The 17768-nt window shown below is 56.1% G+C and carries 14 protein-coding genes and 1 tRNA gene; 3 read left to right on the top strand and 12 right to left on the bottom strand.

All coding sequences use genetic code 11. From position 1 onward, the window contains the following. Positions 1–51 precede the first annotated feature (51 nt). From MHM85_RS07415 to MHM85_RS07360, 12 genes are all read right to left on the bottom strand, one after another. Positions 52–1008, bottom strand: coding sequence for a branched-chain amino acid transaminase (locus tag MHM85_RS07415; RefSeq protein ID WP_058579883.1), 957 nt, complete (start codon positions 1006–1008; stop codon positions 52–54). Next, on the bottom strand, positions 1005–2111 hold the full coding sequence (locus MHM85_RS07410; protein WP_219862864.1) for a class II histone deacetylase: 1107 nt from the start codon (positions 2109–2111) through the stop codon (positions 1005–1007). The genes MHM85_RS07415 and MHM85_RS07410 overlap by 4 nt, the downstream gene beginning before the upstream one ends. After that, positions 2108–3139 (bottom strand): histone deacetylase family protein, encoded by a 1032-nt coding sequence (locus MHM85_RS07405; protein ID WP_219862862.1) that lies wholly within the window; start codon positions 3137–3139, stop codon positions 2108–2110. The genes MHM85_RS07410 and MHM85_RS07405 overlap by 4 nt, the downstream gene beginning before the upstream one ends. Before the next feature lie 20 nt (positions 3140–3159). Further along, positions 3160–4434 carry a TRAP transporter large permease gene (locus MHM85_RS07400; protein WP_219862860.1) on the bottom strand — a complete coding sequence of 425 codons (1275 nt, stop codon included), beginning with the start codon at positions 4432–4434 and terminating at the stop codon, positions 3160–3162. After that, a complete protein-coding gene (locus MHM85_RS07395) occupies positions 4431–4976 on the bottom strand; it encodes a TRAP transporter small permease subunit (RefSeq protein ID WP_219862858.1) in 546 nt (181 codons plus the stop codon). Before MHM85_RS07395 ends, MHM85_RS07400 begins: the two co-directional genes overlap by 4 nt. 45 nt (positions 4977–5021) lie before the next feature. Then, positions 5022–6095, bottom strand: coding sequence for a TRAP transporter substrate-binding protein DctP (gene dctP / locus MHM85_RS07390; protein WP_139525069.1), 1074 nt, complete (start codon positions 6093–6095; stop codon positions 5022–5024). 106 nt (positions 6096–6201) lie between these two features. Then, positions 6202–7146 (bottom strand): ornithine cyclodeaminase family protein, encoded by a 945-nt coding sequence (locus MHM85_RS07385; protein WP_139525068.1) that lies wholly within the window; start codon positions 7144–7146, stop codon positions 6202–6204. Position 7147: 1 nt separating this feature from the next. Further along, positions 7148–7504 carry a RidA family protein gene (locus MHM85_RS07380; protein WP_139525067.1) on the bottom strand — a complete coding sequence of 119 codons (357 nt, stop codon included), beginning with the start codon at positions 7502–7504 and terminating at the stop codon, positions 7148–7150. A gap of 116 nt (positions 7505–7620) precedes the next feature. Beyond that, on the bottom strand, positions 7621–8388 hold the full coding sequence (locus tag MHM85_RS07375) for an AraC family transcriptional regulator (RefSeq protein WP_139525066.1): 768 nt from the start codon (positions 8386–8388) through the stop codon (positions 7621–7623). Positions 8389–8507: 119 nt separating this feature from the next. Then, positions 8508–8864, bottom strand: coding sequence for a RidA family protein (locus MHM85_RS07370; RefSeq protein WP_219862856.1), 357 nt, complete (start codon positions 8862–8864; stop codon positions 8508–8510). A gap of 192 nt (positions 8865–9056) precedes the next feature. Further along, complete coding sequence (locus tag MHM85_RS07365; RefSeq protein WP_219862853.1) at positions 9057–15233, bottom strand: calcium-binding protein; 6177 nt, start codon at positions 15231–15233, stop codon at positions 9057–9059. Between the two features lie 281 nt (positions 15234–15514). Further along, positions 15515–15593 (bottom strand) — tRNA-Leu (locus MHM85_RS07360). A gap of 196 nt (positions 15594–15789) precedes the next feature. Here MHM85_RS07360 and MHM85_RS07355 point away from each other — a divergent pair. The 3 genes from MHM85_RS07355 to MHM85_RS07345 are packed head-to-tail and all read left to right on the top strand — an operon-like array spanning position 15790 to position 17740. After that, entirely contained in the window at positions 15790–16023 is a 234-nt protein-coding gene (locus MHM85_RS07355; protein ID WP_239285201.1) for a DUF1654 domain-containing protein, read from the top strand. Next, complete coding sequence (umuD, locus tag MHM85_RS07350; protein ID WP_275443330.1) at positions 16020–16469, top strand: translesion error-prone DNA polymerase V autoproteolytic subunit; 450 nt, start codon at positions 16020–16022, stop codon at positions 16467–16469. The genes MHM85_RS07355 and umuD overlap by 4 nt, the downstream gene beginning before the upstream one ends. Then, the gene (locus tag MHM85_RS07345) at positions 16466–17740 is read left to right on the top strand and encodes a Y-family DNA polymerase (protein WP_239285203.1); all 1275 of its coding nucleotides are present in this window, start codon (positions 16466–16468) and stop codon (positions 17738–17740) included. Before umuD ends, MHM85_RS07345 begins: the two co-directional genes overlap by 4 nt. Positions 17741–17768: the final 28 nt, after the last annotated feature.

Below are 17768 nucleotides of genomic sequence, written 5' to 3'. Positions count from 1 at the left end.
GCCGTTTGCCCCGGTGCGATGCCGGGGCGATTAAAAAGCGATCAGCCACCGTTATGCCGGTGTTAGCCAGTGCCGGTAGGCGTCTAACTCGCCGCGCACTGCTTGGCGATAAAGATGCTGCAGCTGGGCCGTTACGCTATTCGCCGCCACCGGCTCGCTAAGGGGCGGCGCCCCGGCGCGAGTGCCGATTCTGCGCCCATCCAGCTCTCTTAGCGGCAGAATTTCGGCGGCGGTGCCGGTCAAAAATGCCTCATCGGCGGTGTAAAGCTCATCGCGGGTAATGCGCCGTTCTTTGACTTCGATGCCCAACACATCCCGGGCCAGTTGAATGACGCTATCTCGGGTGATGCCCTGCAGGCAGGAGGTCACTTCCGGGGTGTGTAGCACGCCATCGCGCAGTAAAAAGACGTTCGCCGCCGAGGCCTCGGCCACATAGCCTTCGGGGTCGAGCATGATGGTTTCATCAAAGCCCGCTTTGACTGCCGTGTTGAGCGCCAGCATCGAATTCACGTAGTGGCCGCTGGTTTTAGCACGGCAAAGGCTGATGTTGACGTGATGGCGCGCCCAGGAAGAGGTCAAGGCGCGCAGTCCGTGGGACGCTGCGTGCGGGGAAAGGTAGGGCCCTAAATCCCAGGCGGCAATCATGACATGAGTGGTCAGCCCTTGGGCACGCAGCCCCAGGCCTTCCGCGCCTAGAAACACGGTGGGCTTTAAATAGGCGCTGCTTAGCCCGTTTTTGGTCAGGCTTTCACGCTGGGCATCGATCAGCTCGGCTTCGCTAAACGGCAGCGGAATATCCAGCGCGTGGGCGCTTTCCACTAATCGGCGGGTATGCTCCGCCACTCGAAACAGCTGCGGGCCTTGCGGCCCTGCGTAGGCGCGCACGCCTTCAAAACAGCCCATGCCGTAGTGCAGCGTATGGGTGAATACATGCACTTTGGCGTCCCGCCAGGCCAGCCACTGGCCATCCTGCCAAATCCAGCCGTCACGATCATAAAGCGGTGTCATCGGGTCATTTGCTCCCACTGTTGTTGCCAGCCATCGATGAGCGCCTGCTGATGCGGCTGCAGCGCTTGGTAGCCCCAGGCGGCAATTTCGTCGTTTTGCGGGTCGAACACAGCCGTGTGACTGCCCGCGAGGGTTTGGATCACCGCGAGACCGCAGAGCGGCACATAACCTTCGGAGTAGCCGCCTTCATGCACCATTACCAGCTTGCCGTTGCAGCAGCGTTCTGCCACGGCCATGACGTGGGCCGTCATGGTGGCGAAGGCTTGGCTGTTGAGCAGCATCTTGCCGAGCGGGTCTTTGGCGCAGGCATCATAGCCGCAGGCCACCACGATCAGGTCGGGGGCGAACGCTTCCAGCGCGGGCAGCACCAGCGTTTCCATGGCATACGCGTAGGCCCCTAGGCCACAGCCAGGAGGCAGCGGCAGATTCAGGTTGGCGCCTAACCCGGCCCCTTCGCCCTGCTCATCGAAACCACCGGTGTCCAGCGGGTAGTTGGCCGCTTGATGTATAGAAATGGTGAAGACATCGGGGTCGTGATAGAAAGCCGCCTGCTGGCCGTTGCCGTGGTGAACGTCCCAATCGAGTATCGCGACCCGGTTAGCTTGGCCCAGGGCGCGGGCACGCATCACCGCCACGGGAATATTGCCCAACAGGCAGAACCCTCGACCCTGGTCGGCTTCGGCGTGGTGGCCTGGCGGGCGACATAGCGCATAGGCGTTAGCCACCTCGCCCAGCGCCACGGCCTCCACAGCGGCAATGGCTAACCCTGCGGACTGAGTGGCGGCCGCCCAGCTGCCCGGCATGTAAGGCGCGCAGTCGCCGCCGTTGCCGCCCTGCGCTTTGTCCCCTGCCTGCAGTTCCTCCAGGTAGCGCGGGGTATGAAAACGCCGCAGGTCGGCCAGCGTGGCAGCGGGGGGCTTGACCACGTGCAGCTCGTCGATCAGCCCGCTGACTTCCAGGATATTTTTCAACCGCCGCTTACTCTCGGGGCTTTCCGAGGCGGCTTGGGGCTGCAGAAATTCGCCCGGCGCAGAGAATACGCCGATGGCACCCTGATCGTGCCAAAAGCAGCGCTCGTGCCAATAGAAACCGGTGCTGCTCATACGTTAAACCCCTGCATAAAGGCCGCCAGGTTGGCGCTTAAATGCTCGGTGGGGTAGCCACCCTCCTGCACGATGACCATGGGTAGCGCGAGCGCTCGCAGGCGTTTTCCCACCTCGATGAACGCCTCGGTTTCCACGTTTAGGCCCGCAAGAGGGTCCTCTTTATGGGCATCGAGTCCGAGTGCCACCACGACGGCATCCGGTTCAAAGCGCTGCAGGTGGTCGATCAGGATCGCCAGGGCATCCAAATAGACCTCGCCATCGCTGCCCACCGGCAGAGGGAGATTGACGTTGGCCCCTACACCTTCATCGCTGCCCTCTTCGTCCACGCCGCCCCAGAAAAAGGGATAAAAATCACTCGGGTCAGCGTGCAGCGAGCCTGTCCATACGTCGCCCCTGGCGTAGAAAATATCCTGGGTGCCGTTACCGTGGTGCAGGTCCACATCGATGATCGCCACCTTGGCAAAACGTTCGCGCAGCACGGTAGCGGCCAGCGCCGAGTTATTTAGCAAACAAAAGCCGCCAGCCCGCTCCGGCCCGGCGTGATGGCCCGGCGGGCGGCATAGCGCATAGGCAACTTCCTTCCCCGCCAGCACGGCTTCAGCGGCTGCCTGGGCAGTGGCGGCAGAGGCCAGTGCGCCTTGAAAACTGGTCGCGCTAAGCGGGCAAGCCATATCGTGCAGGTGCCAGCCCGCTTGCCCAATGGGATGGCGGGGATAGTGGAAGCCGCCGCCGCAGGGGTGAATGTTGGGTGCCACGAATTCGGCGGCATTGGGCAGCGCCTGCCAGCGGGCGTAGATCGTTTCGAGAAACGTCAAATAGCGCGGCGTATGAATCTGCTCCAGGCGTTTACGCAGCGTGGGAGAGTCTGACTCCACTGGCGCAGTGAGCACTAAGCCAGCCTTCGCTAACCCCTGCGTTAGCAGCTCGGCACGCACCGGGCCCTCTGGCGAGGCGGCGGGCTGGCCACGTAGCAGGAAGGTAGGCGGCGCATGCATCGCTTGGTCAGGGTGGTAAAAACACTTCATGAGTCGCAGTCCTTAGCTAGTCACAGCAGTGACGGTATCCAGGTGGAGAGCGCCGGGAAGGCCGCCAGCAGCACGATCACCACCAAGAACGAGACGTAAAACGGCAGCGATGCCACGATGGCCCGTTCGTAGGGCACCTCGGCTATTCGCGCGGCCGTCATTAGCGTCATTCCCACCGGCGGTGTAACGTTAGAGATATTGAGCACCACGATCATCAGGATAGCGAAGTGGAGCGGATCAAAGCCAAGCTGAATCATTGCGGGCACTAGCACTGGCGCAATGACCACCAGCGCGGGCAGTACGTCCATCACCGTTCCCACCACCAGAAGCAGCAGGCAGACCAGCATCAGCTGCACGAAGGCCGCATCGCTAAAGGTGGTGATGATACTGGCCGCATCCCGAGCGATACCGGAGCGGGTCACGAACCAGCCCAGCACTGCCGAGGTGGCCAGCAGGAAAAACACCACCCCAGAAAAGCGCACGGTGGTGACGAGCGCCTCCCAGATTTTTCGCCACGTCAGGTTCCGGTAGAACACCACGCCGATCACGATGGCGTACACCGCCGCAAACCCAGACGCTTCGGTAATGGTGGTTAAGCCTGAGAGAATACCGCCCAAAATAATCAGCGGTACCACCATGGCGGGTAGTGCCAGCACGAACGACATCATGGCCATTTTGAAGGGCGTGGGGGCTTGTTTCGGGTAGTTGCGCTTCCAGGCTAAAAAGAAGCTGACGCCCAACAATGCCAAGGCCATTAGCAAGCCAGGGATGATGCCACCGGCAAACAAGTCGATGACCGAAATATCCCGCAGCAACGTAGCGTAGACCACCATCACCACGCTGGGGGGAATGATCGGCCCAATGATCGACGAGCATGCAGTCACTGCCGCCGCATACTCCGCGTCGTACCCCTGCTTTTTCATTTCGGGAATCATGATTTTGCCGATGGCCACCGTATCGGTCACCGCTGCCCCCGTGAGGCCCGCAAAGAATACCGAGACCGAAATGTTCACGTGAGAAAGCGAGCCCCGTACTCGGCCAAACAGCGCATTGTTGAAGGCAATCAGCTTGTGGGTTAGCCCGCCCTGGTTCATTAGCTCAGCAGTGAAAATGAAGTAGGGTACGGCGATCAGCAGAAAGCCGGAAACGCCGGAGAACATGCGGTCGGCGATGATGCCGAGCATCCGTTCGCCGCCAATGGCAAAACCGCCCGCCAACCCGGACATCGCCATCACGACGGCTACCGGCGCGCCAATCAGTAGCAGGACGACGAACGCAATGATCGCAGGTGTCATGAGCGGTGCTCCCTATCAGCGGTGTCGATAAGCTCGCCAATCACGTCCTGCTCGTCCATAAAGTGTTCCAGCAGTGCAAACCCATGCACCAAGTGCAGCAGCATCATCACGCCGCTTATCGGCACCACGATGGCAGTGACCTTGCTAGGAATGCGGATTTGGTCAGAGACCATGTACACCTGGGTGGCGCTAGTGAAGTAGTCCCAGCCGTACCAGGTAAGCAAGAGTGCAAATAGGCCGATCACCGCTAGGCAGAGCCCGGCGGCCACCTTCACCATCACTTTTGGCAGGCTGCGTACCAGCAGTGTCATGGCGACGTGCTCGCCATAGCGCAGTGAAATCGTCATCGAGAGAAAACCAATCCAAGGCAGGAACAGCCGCGCCAGCGAGTAGGTCCAGCTCAGCGTGCTGCCCGTGATCAGTTTGTATAAAAATGCGGTAAAAGAGATGCCCAGCATCGCCAAAATACAGCCTACACACACCACGATAGCGACCTGATTGACCAGATCGCTCACGCGACGTAAAGGAGTCAAAACGCCCATGGCCATTCCTCACGCTGGGGCGTAGGGCCCCAGCGTTGATTACCGTTATTGTCCGTAAATTCGCAGGTCATCTTCCGCTAGCTGCTGGCCCACGCGTTCGACCTCATCCAGCAGGCCCTGCACACGCGCTTCGTCCATTCCGAAGTCATTGACGATCCACTCCTGCCAGGCGGGGCGGGCAATCTCGGCCATGCGCTCACGTTCGGCATCGGGCATCAGATAGCAGGCCTCGAAACGCTCGCAGGACTCGACCCAACTGGCGGTGGCAAGGGCGCCCGACATGCCGTGGCTGAGCTGAATAGCCTCCCGTGCCGAGCTAATCACCGCCTGCTGATGGGATTCCGGCAGCGATTGGTACCAGGACTCGCTCACCATCCAGGGCGCGCTGTTATACACATGCCCGGTGAGCGTGGTGTAGTCGGTCACCGCATCGAAGTTGAACGTGGTATTGAGCACCGGCGCGTTGAACTGGCCATCGGCTAATCCGGTTTCCAGTGCGGTGATCAGCTCGCCCCAGGGCAGTGGCGTCGCGGAGGCGCCTAGCGAGCGCATGATGGCAACGTGGGCCGGGTTCTCTTCAGTACGAATATTGAGCCCTTCTAGGTCTTCCAGGGTCTCGATCAAGCGGACGTTGTTGGTGAAAGCCACGAAGCCGCCGCCGTCATCGAAGGTACCTAGATAGCGCATGTTTGCGGCCTCCACGGTGCCCGACATAAAGTCGGCAAACCACTCGCTATCGAAGAACGTCCACGCCTGCCGCCAGCTGGTAAAGAGGAACGGCGCGGTCACCGCTTGGTAGTCGCCATAGAACGACGACATGGCCCCGGCAGACATGATGGTGGACTGTAACGTACGGCCACCCTGCACTTCCGAGCCATTTTCTACTTCAGAGCCGAGTTGGCCGCCGCCGAAGATCGTCACTTCGAGATCGCCATCGGTGCGGGCTTCGACGAGATTCTTAAAATGCACCAGCGCCGGATAGATTTCGTTGTTGCTCATATCCTCCGGAAGTTGGGTCGCAATCACCATTTCATAAGATTGGGCCTGGGCCGTGTTGCTGGCAATGGCCAGCGGGAGGGCTGCTAGGGCAGTGAAGAGTAAAGAGCGCTTAGCGTTCATAACACACCTCGTTTTGGTTATTGATGGTCTTCGTTATGACTGGCGTTGCAGTGCTGTGGCATAGCGGCCTTTATTGTTGTTGTCTGGCCAGGCCTGCAGCGTGGTTTTATGAATGATGCTTGGGCAGTGACTCCCATAGTTCGATGGCGGCGGCGAGATCCTCAAGAGAGGCGCCTACGGATTTAAACAGCGTGATGGCCTCTTTACCCGAGCGCCCTGGTTTGGCCCCGGACAGCACCTCGGCCAGCTCCGCTTGAATGGCGTCAAACTGAAAAGCGCCTTCCTCGATGGCCTGCAGAATATCCCCCGCTTCGCCTTTTGCGCCTGCGTAGGTGTCTACGAACACCTGCGCACGGCCTAAACACGCGGCATCGGTTTCGCGCATTTGTGGGCGAAACGCGCCGATTAAATCCACGTGCGTACCCGGCGTGAGCCATTCGCCTTTGATGATCGGTTGGGTGGAGAGCGTCACACAGCTGATGATATCGGCCTCCGCGACAGCGTCGGGTAACGCGTCTACCACCTGAGTAGCAAAGCGGTCTGCATACTCCTCGGCAATCGCGGCGGCTTTATTGGGGTTACGGCCCCATATCAGCACCCGTTTGATGGGGCGCACGCTGGCGTGGGCTTCGATCACCATCGGGGCCAGTTTGCCGGTACCCACCACTAGCAGGGTGTCGGCATCTTCATTGGCCAATGCTTGAGCCGCCAGCGCCGAAGCAGCGGCGGTACGGCGGCGGGTTAGTTCGCTGCCATCGATACACGCCAACGGCTGGCCGTGTTTGCCTTCGCTGAGCAAGTAAAGCCCCGAAATAGCCGGAACACCGTGCTCGGCGTTTTGCGGAAACACGTTGACCATCTTCACACCGATATAGCCAGCAGCTTCCCAGGCGGGCATCAGCAGCATGGTGGCTTCGCCGTCGGGCCGGTGCATGGCGTGATGGTGGCGCGGTGGTGACTCCACTCCGTTCACAAAGGTATGCCGCAAACGGTCGATGACGCCCTGCCAAGTGAGATGCTGTGCGACTTCCGCTGCCGAAACGACCTGCATATCAAGCCTCCGGCAGCGCAGCGATGACCATGATTTCCACCTTCCACTCGGGCTTGGCCAATTTGGCTTCTACCGCAGCACGCACCGGTGGGCGACCAGGCACGACCCAGGCATCCCAGGCTTGGTTCATTTGGTCGAATTCCGCCATGCTGGTGACCCAGATTTGCGCCGAGATCAACTGCTCTTTAGAGGTGCCTGCCTGGGCCAGCAGTTGGTCGATACGTGCTAACACCTGCTCCGTTTGTCCGCGCATATCGGCGGTGGCATCCGAGGGTACTTGGCCTGCGAGATAGACCGTGCCGTTATGCACGGCGACTTGGCTCATGCGGAGGTTGCTGTCTTGATAGGTCACGCCCATGGGATCTCTCCAAGGAAGGTGGGGTTCCTCTTGAGACTACGACGATGCCTTGGCGTGTGCTTGCCCGAAACTCGGGTAAATTTGCCCGCAAGTCAGGCAGACAGGGACGTCAGCCATTAGCGGTCAGATGAGGGGGAGATCTCGAAGTAACGCCGATAGGCGCGGGAAAAACTGCCCTGATCGCGAAAACCCACCAGCATGGCAATGTGACCAAGGCTCAGTGCGCTATGTCGTACCAGCGTGCGCGCATGCTCTAGCCGCCTGCGCTGCACATAGGCCAGCGGCGTTATCCCGGTGAGCTCTCGAAAACAGCTATGGAAGTGCCCAGGGCTCAATGCACACAGCGCCGCTAACTGCTCGACACGTATGTCATCTGCCAGATGTTGGTCTAGCCAGGCATCCAGGCGCTCTAAGTCGAGCCGTTCGCTGATACAGCGCACCCCAAGCTGGTCAGCCGTCTGTTTTGGCGCATCCTGCAGGTACATATAGAGGGCCCGCAGCAGCAGAACGGCAATTTCGTTTTGCAGCGCCGGACACTGATCCAGCTGATGCGCCAGCGCATGAGTCAGTTGATTCAGGGCGGGGGGTACGGTAAAGAAGCGCGGCTTATCGAATAAGCGCTCGATCTCACTGCCTTTTTCCAGCGTGGCCAAGTGCTGTACGGGAATATCCAGCACCAGCGTTCGATTGCTGCCATCGCCTTGGTACTCATGATGGCGGGCCGAGGGGATCAGGCAGCCTCGACGAGCGGTCACCCGCTCACCCTGGCCTTCCATGGAGAGTTCAGTCACGCCACACGTCGCCAGTATCAACTGGTGAAAATCGTGAGTGTGTGCCACCTGTTCTTGCGCTAGGTTGCGGCTATGCAGCTCGAACTGGGACATGACCGTACCGTTCGGGAAGTGTGAGAAGAAGACTCCACTATAAAACGATCGCGGAATAAAAAGCGAGGGGGCGTTAACGCTTGGTTAACGCCCCCTCGCTACTGCCTTGAGATAACCGATCAGGCGTCGGGCAGTGCCGCGATGACCATGATCTCCACTTTCCACTCGGGCTTGGCCAGCTTGGCTTCCAACGCGGCGCGCACCGGCGGGCGACCCGGCACTACCCAGGCTTCCCACGCTTCGTTCATTTCTGCGAACTCGGCCATGTCGGTGACCCACACCTGGGCAGAGATCAAGTGCTCTTTCGAGGTGCCCGCCTGCGCCAGCAGCTCATCGATACGCGCCAACACTTGCTCGGTTTGCCCACGCATGCCCACCGTGGCATTCGCCGGCACTTGGCCCGCGAGGTAGACGGTACCGTTATGAATGGCCACTTGGCTCATACGCGCATTGCTTTCGTGATAGGTCACGCTCATGGGGTTATCTCCAGCGAAGATGTGTATGTTGTTGAGTCGATGTGCACTTAAGCACCGCATTTATACGATGCTTGGCGGGATTCAACAATAGACATGGCGCGGCTGGGTGTTGTTAGGTATGGGAAATCGCGTGGAAGAACAGTAAAAACCCCAGGCTGCCTTACGGCGGCCTGGGGTTTGTTTAGTTTTGCATTAAGTAATGATGGAGTAGTTGGTGTTCCAGTTTTCACCAGAAACAGAGAAACCATCCAGATTAATATTATCGAAGATTGCCAACACACCTAAGCTGTCGCCTGTAACACTATTCCCCTCTCCCGCCTCCACTCGCAGTAATAAAGCATCATCAGTATTGTCTTCTGTATCACTATTACCTGCCAACAAATAAACCACTTCACCCGTTTCGAGTCCAAGTTCACTAAGCCAATTAGCACCGTTTGCGCCAAATTCAGCCGTTGTAAAAACAGCAAAGGCTATATCGCCAGAACCATCATTGAATGCTTGAGCATCATCATATTTGGCGAAGTCAGCACTAACTCCACCTCGTAGGCCCGGAATTTCTGTCGCCTCATCCCCAATTCGTAGGGAATCACCTGCCGTACCTGCAGTGAAGTTGGTAATGAGATAAGGCGTGCCCTCCACTGGGCCTGAGGGTAACTCTCTAGGCTCGCCAGAGTCGACTACTTGGCCGTCGATTGGCTGATAGCGGTTATTAAATAAAGCGCGCGCATCCTCATCTTGATTAGTGGTAATAGTATTATCAGTCAATCTAATCTGAGAAGCATTTTGGACGACAAAGCTTTGCTCTTCAGCTATAAGAACATCTAATTCATCCTGAATCCGCCACTCAAAAATATCAGTGATCCCACCACTAAAATCGCTTTGATTGATAGCGCCATTGATGATGCTTTCAATGTCACTCCTTATTCCTTCAGCCTGACTAATCGACAACCAATCATAGACGGCAGGAACATCTTTATTAATGACATAATCACCACTGACATCTGCTCCTGCCAGTGCTTCCTCAAGGGTGTATACGTTATCAAAAACAAAGTTCTCTAAATCACGAAGCTCCAAATACTGTGCTTCGGTCACGCCAGAGTTCTCCACTAACTTAACGCTCTCAGCAAGCGTGACCGCATTCGTCCCGATAGCGTTAATGATACTGCTAGGAGCATCTACAATATTCCAAATTGCAAAATCGCGCAAACCCCATTGTCCACCGCCATCAGGCTGATTAATAGCACCATCTAAGAACATCCTAATAGAAGTGATATCGGCCCTAGCTTCTGAAACCGTCACATCTTCTAAGTCTACTAAACTCGCACTCTCGTTAACATAATAAAACTCAGTAGGCTCGCGATCACCACTGACTATCAAAGAAGTTAGACTAAACTGTACAGGAGTGTCATCGACATCAAAGTTAAAAGCATTAGAACCTGATAAAGACAAGTAATCGCTAAATGTTAGGAAATCATCGCCTTCATCAAGATCAGCATAGACAACATCAGCCCCAATAAGCCACTCTTCATTTGAGCTAACTAAATCAAGCAGTACTGACGCCACGTCTCGAATAGACCAACTAATTAAATTATCAAGCTGTAATTGCTCGCTATTGCTCGCGCCATCAATTGCCGTGTTAGTGTTTTGCACTAATGCTTGAGCACCTTGAACATCGAAGACACCCGCATCAAAAGGACTTTGAGGCACGACGATAGCATAACTTACATCGTCGCCCTCGCCTGATTTATCAAGCGGCTCACTCGCCTCCAACACGCCCAAAGCTTGCTGGATGGTATAAAGCACTTCAACCGGATCCGATTGATAGTCATAATTATTTAGCGCAATTAACGATTGATATTGCGAAAACGTAATTTGATCATTCGTAACAGTGACATCATCTGCCAATAAAACATGTGCCTGATTGATTGCCTGGATAATATTGCTGGCGCTGTCGGTAACCGTCCAATCAAACAGTTCCTGCACTGTTGCATCATCGTTCTCGAGCCCGTTTGCACCGATAAGAACCGTTCGCACATTTGACAGCTCTACGGCAGCAGCTTGCACAGATAGCTGCCCGGCATCGTAAGACGTATTACTATCATCCAAAACAAAACTATTTACGGGCGCTAAAATATCAGCTTTTACCGCACGCACTGCATCAGACATGTCAGTGTATTCGACGACTGTATCACCTAACACGAATCCTTCAGAATCAGGATTATTACCTTCGACGAGGGTATAGGCATTTACTAAGCTTTCATAATCAGCAGACGTAATGACTGCATCCGTCAACCTGATTCTGTAAGCATCTACCAATACTTCTCTATTTAAGTCATCACTGATAGCCTCAAAACTATCGACAACGGACCACTGGTAGATGTCTATTAACTCCACATCTCTACCAGGAGCACTTCCTGAGATCAAAGCTTTGACATCGACAATATAATCTTCGGCAGTAGCTATATCGATCTCGCTACCTTCTCCCAAACCTTCGTTTATATCGAACACATCTTCAGTGAAGAAGTAGTCGTCAGCCAAGTCGCCTGGAGCCGGAAAACTGTTGTCTGTGTTATCGAACACATAAGCTAACGTGTACACTACCAAGTTATAATCAAAGCCTTCTACTCCAAGAGCATCAACTAAGGCATCGTACTCGGCGGCCCGAATATTGCCATTCGGCCCGCCGTTGGCGGCGAGGATGCTATCTGCGCCTGCCAGCACTTCATCGGGTACGCCGTTGGTGATGACCCCGAGGATATTGCTAGCGGAGTCGGTGATGCTCCACTCGTAAACGGTCTCGAAATTTAGCGTATTACGTGCGCCTGAAAGAATACTCTTGACGGTTTCAATTTCCGTTAAAGCGTTCGCAACACTCAACGCCCCATTGGTATTTGTGTAAGTAGTGTTGGCAGTAATGGAGTAAAAATCACTGGGCGCCAGCACACCGTTGGCTTGAGCTGAAACCGCTGCTGCTAAGTCAGCATAAGTGACGGTAATTCGGAGGGCTTCCTCACCTGCATCTAAGCGCAGTGCATCGTTCAAAGCATCTAGCAGCTCTTCGTACTGAGCTTGAGTGATGGTCGTAGCATCTTTCACACGCACCGTTTCAGCATTCACAATGGCATCGTCGTCAAACGCATTATCATCCGGGTTTTCGTTACTAATCCCATTGATCAAGTTGCCAATGTTGTCTTCGATCTGCCATACCACGACATCGCTGCGGATCAGCGCATCGCGATTCTCTGCACCCGCGATAATGGCGAAATAGCTCGCTCCTTGGTCGACTGTCCATACGGCGTCGAACGCTGTTTCTAGGTCGATCACGTAGCTGTCGACGAGCGGACCATCGCCATCATCGATGACTGAGATGGCGTTAGCCAGCGTGTATTTCACTAGCTCACCGAGGCGAACGTAGTTGAAATTTGCCGCGCTTAGCGCTTCGAACTGCGCAATCGTGATGATTTCGTCCCTGACGTTGACCGCATCCGCTCGAGTGAGGTGGGGAACGTTACCCGCTTCTAAAATCGTGGAAGCGCTATCGACGACCGTCCAATTGAATAACTCATCGGCGTCGGGAGTATCCGTAGGTGTATTGCTAGCACCATCTAAAATACGCTCAACATCCGCCAATCTTGACTCAGCGGCATTGAGGCCAAGATCGCCTGCCTCGAAGACGATGCCGGTATCAATTTCGTAATTGGCGGCCAATTCATCGGCATTGACGGCATTTTCAAGGGTATAACGAACGATGGTCGTACCCAGCTCGAAGTTGTCCAGCGTGTTAAGCTGGTCGAATTGAGCGGACGTGATCACTCGATCTTTCGCTGATACTTGGTTGGCTTCGATCACGTGGCCTTGGTCTAAATCAGCGATTATCAAACCAACGTCATCGCGAATGACCCACTCGAACAGCGTAAGCGGCGGCTGGTTGTTAGCTCCTTCCAGTACCCGACTAACGTTGGCAAATTCGGTTTCCGCTTCGTCCACGGTGACCGTGCCTGCGTTCAGCACTGCCTGAAGATCGATGATGTAGTTGCTGGCGAGAGGATCGGCAGCCAGCGCTTCGGCCAGCGTGTAATCGACCTCGGTCTCGCCGAGCACGAAGTTAGGCAACGCATTGAGCTGTACGAACTGCGCAGGGGTAATGATCGCTTCCGTCACGCTGATGTTATTGGCTTCGGCGATTTGCGGGCGTGCGGAGGGCGTTCCTAAAATCGTGGCAAGGCTATCGACGATATTCCACTCTAGGAGCAGATCACGGGTGAGATTGTCGCTGTCAGTGTTTTGGGCGAGATCCAGTAGCACACGCGTGCTATCGATCAACTCAGCAGCCTCGCGCACGGTTAAGTCACCCGCGGAGAAAGGCCTACTTGGGTTGAGCGTGTAGTTAGCAGGCATTACGTCGGTCGCCAACGCTTGTTCCAACGTGTACGGCACGACCGTGCTGCCCAGATCGAAATTATCCAAGGTATTGAGATCAGCGAACTGATCCGGACGGATGGTGGTGTTGGTGAGCGTCACGCTTTGCGCCCCAACGACCTCAGGGCGACCTAGACCACCGCTCACCAACACATCTTCGGCATCCGCGCGAATCGACCACGTATAAATATCGCCTAATGCAATGGGGGCAGTCGCCACATCGAAGTCGCCCGCCAGCACGGTTTCGACCAGCGCCAGCTGGTTGCCTGCAGCCGTCAACCCCAACGTGCCTGCCGCAAACGGCTGATTGGGGTTGATCAAGTAGTTCGCTGGCAGTTCGTCATTGGCCGCCAGCGCCACTGCTTGTTGTAGCGTTAGATAAGGTACCTCAGCACGGGTACCGATCGTGTCGGAAAGGTCGCTATTCGGGTCTTGAGCATCTCTCTGCGCGTCCCGAAGCGGGTTATTGTTGCCGTCTCGATAGGCATCGATATTAAGGCCGTCACTGGCGTTATCGATGGCGTCCAGTGCCTGCTTTACTTGGCCAGCAATGGAAGGAAGGCCCAACGCATCGGCCATTTCCTGATTGGTCAACTCCCGGCCAGCGTCGCTCGCTTGATTGAAGGCAGTTCCCAGCCGCGAGAGCGCATCGGCACTGCTAATCCCTGCCGTGGCCGCCATGGCCAACAGGCTCGCCACTTTGACACCCGCAATGAGCAGATCCAGATTAGGCGATGCCTCTGCCAACGGATCTGTCGTCATCAGATCGATTCGCTGGTCGAGGCCAAGCGCCGTTTTGATCGCCGTTTGGGCATCAGCATCGTTCAAGCCGAACTGTTGCGAGAGCTGCACCATCAGGGTGGTCAACGGGGTAATCACCGTCGCATCTTCTGGTGCCCGTAATACGCCGGTAAACGGCAACCCTGTGGAGATATCTACACCACCAGTGGCAGTCAAGATACCGCTGCCCTGCAAACCACTAAAGAAGCCATCGTCATTCGTGGTGACTTGATTCGAGTTGACGGCACGCGTCACGGTGGCCCCGGAAATATACCCATCGACCACATAGCCGCTGATGGTGGCAGGACCACCATCACTACCGCCACCGCCGCCTCCACCGCCCGCAGCGGCAGCCCCTACCGCAATGGCGCCGCCGCCGACATACAGCCAGGGGGGAATATCACCAAACGAGCTGACTGGCTCGCTACTACTGCTTGCGGTACTCGGGAAACTGCTGGTGCTCGACGGCTGATTGGCGAAAGACGCGCTCGGCACGAATAATAAGTTGCCGAAATCTTCGCCGCTGGCAATGCCTTGTTGAAGGGCATTGCTAGGGCTGATGAGAAATAGATCGCCCTGCTGGACCAGCGCGCCGCGCTCGATGACCATTTGCGTGCCGTCGGGACGGGTGATCAAGACATTGCCGTCGGGCAACAGCTCCCAGGTTTGTACGTCAGGAAGCTGGCTAAGCGGGACGAGAAGACCGCTATCATTGCCCAGTAGCTCCATCAGCGAATCGATATCGACGACGACACGGCCGTTTTCCAGCGCCACATCCGCGGCGGCCATGTCGATACGCTGACCGCTGTTCATGATGAGCGTTAGACTACCGTTAGGTTGGCGAATCACTTCCGCCACCCCTTGTAGATCATTGACGGCGACCATTTGGTCGGCCAGCGCCTGCTGTGCGATTAACGGCAGTACCAACGTCGCGGCCATCCCCCCTTGCTTCAATGCTTTTTGGTTGTTGGCCATCCAGCGACGAACGAAGGCCATGCGCTCTTGAGGATCAGCCGGAACGTCGATACGCACTACGTCGTCACGCTTATTGGCCAGTGAGTCCCAGTCGCTTTGGGCTTCTTGATGGCTGACCCTGACACCGTTGAGCAGATGGCCACTCATAACTCCGGGCCGCGTTGACTTAAGCATATCGGCTGATGACTTCGCCATTGAGCACATCTCCACTAAAGATTCGCAAGCGCGTTGCGCCAAACGTTTTTATGTAAGTCTGGCGTTGGCCGCCTTAGCGCTCTCATCCGTCGTGGATGACGAGCAGCCATAAAAAAATTGATCCGAGTATTTCATAAAAAAGCAGGAAATAAACCTGCAAAAAGGCGGGGTAATCCCGTTCTTCCCGGGATTAGAGATGAGCATCGCGGGCAAAAACATCAGCACGGCTTGAGAGGCAGGCACAAAAAAAGGCCTAGCGATAAACGCTAGGCCTTTGATCTTGGTGCCGGTGGCCAGACTCGAACTGGCACACCCGTAAAGGCGGCGGATTTTGAATCCGCTTCCCCACCCAGGCACGGCCGCGCTTGCACAAGGCTTTGCTGAACAATCAACCGCTTAGCGGCTTACACCTGTTACACAAAGCGCATTGGTCGCATGCAGTCTGCGACCAAATTGCGACCATCCCCATCTTAATGGCTCTGGACGCCCCTCCCGATGACTGGATATACTCGCGCCTAAACACTGTATATATGACCATGTATTTAAGGAGGCGCTTATGTCAACGAAAACCTACCAAGCCCTTGTGGAGCGAGTGAAACGCCAGATTGGCAGCCCTGGGGCTCAATCAAAGCAGTGTGTCGAGATTAAGCGCCAGCCCGATGACGCGGCAGAAGACTGGGCAAAATTGCTCGAGGACTTGGGCACCGTCGAGAACGTGACCATGATCCCCCTCGACGATACAGCCGAGCATGTGCGCCTGCGCTGGAATCCAGAGGAGTCGATGGCATGAGCATTCACCTGACCATCATCGGCCGCGTCGATACTATGGCCCCGCCAGTAAAGCTGCCGTTGGCTGCGGGCGAAGTGCGCACCGGGTTTCCCTCACCTGCAGACGACTACCTTGAAGGCGAGCTCGACCTAGTAGAGCACCTGATTCAGCATCCAAGCGCTACCTATTTTCTGCGCGCCAAGGGTACATCAATGGAAGGCGTGGGGATCTATGACGGCGACCTACTGATTGTCGATCGATCGATAGAACCCAAGCCGGGCCATATCGTCATCATGAGCGTAGACGGTGAGCTGACCTGCAAGCGCTACAGCGTAATGGGCAACCGCCACTACTTGTTTGCGGCTAACCCTGAGTTTCGCCCTATCCCACTTGATGGACGAGAATGCCAGGTTTGGGGCGTCGTTACGCACAACATCCACGCGTTGGCCCCAGGCTTCACCGTATGATCGCCCTCGTCGACTGCAACAACTTCTACGTAAGCTGCGAGCGGGTCTTTAATCCCAAGCTTGAAGGTCGACCGGTGGGCGTGCTGTCGAACAACGATGGCTGTGTCGTGGCGCGCTCTCAAGAGATCAAGGACCTCGGTGTAGCGATGGGCGCCCCCGCCCATCAGATCGAGCCTCATGTGCGCAAGCAATGCACGCTGCTGAGCTCGAACTACGCTCTCTATGGCGATATGAGCCGACGCGTCACCGATGTGCTGAGTCAGCACACACCTCACGTGGATGTGTACTCAATCGATGAGTCTTTCTTGTCGTTTGAAGGTTTCCCGCCTGACACACTAATCGACCGCTGCCAAGCGATGCGCTATCAGGTGCGCCGTGATGCCGGCATACCCGTTAGCGTGGGCCTCAGCACTTCCAAAACACTGGCGAAGATCGCTAACCATCGGGCGAAGAAAGAGCCAGGATTTGATGGCGTGATGATGATGGAACCAGGCAGCGACGACACACGGGCATTTTTGCAGCAGTTGCCGGTGACCGAGATATGGGGCGTAGCGGGCCGAAGCGCTGCACGTTTGCGCACACTCGGCATCGAAACGGCGTGGCAGCTACGAGAGGCCAGCCCCAAGCATCTGCGAAAGCATTTCAATGTGGTCATGGAGCGCATCGTTTATGAGCTCCGCGGTGAAGACTGCATCCCGCTGGATGACATGGAGCAGCCGAAAAAGCAGATCATGGTCAGCCGGTCGTTTGGGCGCCTCGCTCAGAATAAAACTGACTTACGCGAAGCGATCCGCACCCACGCTAGCCGCGCTGGTGAGAAGCTGCGTAAACAACAAGGGCTAGCACAGGCCATCATGGTGTTCGTGCGCACGAATCGCTTTCGACAGGACCTACCCAGCTACAGCAAGAGCATCGTTATTCCCCTGCCCTACGCCACGTGTGACAGCCGCGATCTGGTACGGGCTGCGATGGCCGGACTGGAGCAGATCTTTAAAAGTGGTATTTGGTATCAAAAATGCGGGGTGATGCTTATGGATCTTTGCGATCACCACAATGAGCAGCTTGGGCTACTGGGTGAACAGCAAAGCGATGAGAAACGAGAACGCAATGAAAAGCTGATGGCCACACTGGATAAGCTGAACCGCGAGCATGGGAAAAATACGGTGCGGCTGGGAATGCCGAGGAAGGCAAATGCTTGGGAGCTGCGTTGCGAGAACCGAACGCCTAGGTATACTACGCGGTGGGATGAGCTTGCTAATGCAATATCTTAAACATTAATTATAGCCGAGAGAGAAACAA

The organism is Halomonas sp. McD50-4 (genome assembly GCF_022348135.1).
Lineage (GTDB): Bacteria > Pseudomonadota > Gammaproteobacteria > Pseudomonadales > Halomonadaceae > Vreelandella > Vreelandella piezotolerans.
Note: the sequence above shows the minus strand (reverse complement) of the source record. Positions and strands in the feature narration are given on the sequence as shown.

Bases quoted from the DNA above. Each gene is read 5' to 3' on its own strand.
- MHM85_RS07415 (WP_058579883.1), bottom strand. From the start codon at position 1,008: ATGACACCGCTTTATGATCGTGACGGCTGGATTTGGCAGGATGGCCAG.
- MHM85_RS07410 (WP_219862864.1), bottom strand. From the start codon at position 2,111: ATGAGCAGCACCGGTTTCTATTGGCACGAGCGCTGCTTTTGGCACGAT.
- MHM85_RS07405 (WP_219862862.1), bottom strand. From the start codon at position 3,139: ATGAAGTGTTTTTACCACCCTGACCAAGCGATGCATGCGCCGCCTACC.
- MHM85_RS07400 (WP_219862860.1), bottom strand. From the start codon at position 4,434: ATGACACCTGCGATCATTGCGTTCGTCGTCCTGCTACTGATTGGCGCG.
- MHM85_RS07395 (WP_219862858.1), bottom strand. From the start codon at position 4,976: ATGGGCGTTTTGACTCCTTTACGTCGCGTGAGCGATCTGGTCAATCAG.
- dctP (WP_139525069.1), bottom strand. From the start codon at position 6,095: ATGAACGCTAAGCGCTCTTTACTCTTCACTGCCCTAGCAGCCCTCCCG.
- MHM85_RS07385 (WP_139525068.1), bottom strand. From the start codon at position 7,146: ATGCAGGTCGTTTCGGCAGCGGAAGTCGCACAGCATCTCACTTGGCAG.
- MHM85_RS07380 (WP_139525067.1), bottom strand. From the start codon at position 7,504: ATGGGCGTGACCTATCAAGACAGCAACCTCCGCATGAGCCAAGTCGCC.
- MHM85_RS07375 (WP_139525066.1), bottom strand. From the start codon at position 8,388: ATGTCCCAGTTCGAGCTGCATAGCCGCAACCTAGCGCAAGAACAGGTG.
- MHM85_RS07370 (WP_219862856.1), bottom strand. From the start codon at position 8,864: ATGAGCGTGACCTATCACGAAAGCAATGCGCGTATGAGCCAAGTGGCC.
- MHM85_RS07365 (WP_219862853.1), bottom strand. From the start codon at position 15,233: ATGGCGAAGTCATCAGCCGATATGCTTAAGTCAACGCGGCCCGGAGTT.
- MHM85_RS07355 (WP_239285201.1), top strand. From the start codon at position 15,790: ATGTCAACGAAAACCTACCAAGCCCTTGTGGAGCGAGTGAAACGCCAG.
- umuD (WP_275443330.1), top strand. From the start codon at position 16,020: ATGAGCATTCACCTGACCATCATCGGCCGCGTCGATACTATGGCCCCG.
- MHM85_RS07345 (WP_239285203.1), top strand. From the start codon at position 16,466: ATGATCGCCCTCGTCGACTGCAACAACTTCTACGTAAGCTGCGAGCGG.